The 595-nt window shown below is 70.6% G+C and carries 1 protein-coding gene; it reads left to right on the top strand.

Annotated features, from left to right (window positions below):
* On the top strand, nucleotides 1–569 hold a 569-nt coding region (locus tag MZTS_RS24705), incomplete at its 5' end, for a polyprenyl synthetase family protein (RefSeq protein WP_192285966.1).
* Nucleotides 570–595: the final 26 nt, after the last annotated feature.

Raw genomic sequence — 595 nt, forward strand, 5'->3', positions numbered from 1 at the left:
CGGCGGCGGCCACCGTCATCGCCGAAGGCGAGGTGATGCAGCTCACCGCCGCCAAGAACACCGAGACCAGCGAGGACGAGTATCTCGCCGTGATCCGCGGCAAGACGGCGGAGCTGTTCGCGGCGGCCTGCGAGGTCGGCCCGGTCCTGGCCGGGCGGCCCGAGGCGGAACAGGTGGCCTGCCGCGCCTACGGCATGAATCTCGGCATCGCCTTCCAGCTGATCGACGACGTGCTCGATTACGGCGGCACCAGCGCGGCGCTCGGAAAGAATGTCGGCGACGATTTCCGCGAGGGCAAGATCACCCTGCCGATCGTGCTGGCCCTGCGCCGAGGTACGGACGAGGAGCGCGCCTTCTGGCGCCGCACCCTGGAGCGGGAAGAGCTGGAGGACGGCGACCTCGAACAGGCGCTCGCCATCCTGCGCCGCAACCGCGCCCTCGAGGACACCATCACCCGCGCCCACCATTACGGCACCATGGCCCGCGAAGCCCTCGCACCGCTCCCGAATGGGGCGATGAAGTCGGCGCTGCTGCAGGTCGTCGATTTCTGCATCGCCCGGGCGCACTGACGCGCCCGCGTCCGGCGCGGCCTCAG

Source organism: Methylorubrum zatmanii, assembly GCF_014845115.1.
Lineage (GTDB): Bacteria > Pseudomonadota > Alphaproteobacteria > Rhizobiales > Beijerinckiaceae > Methylobacterium > Methylobacterium zatmanii.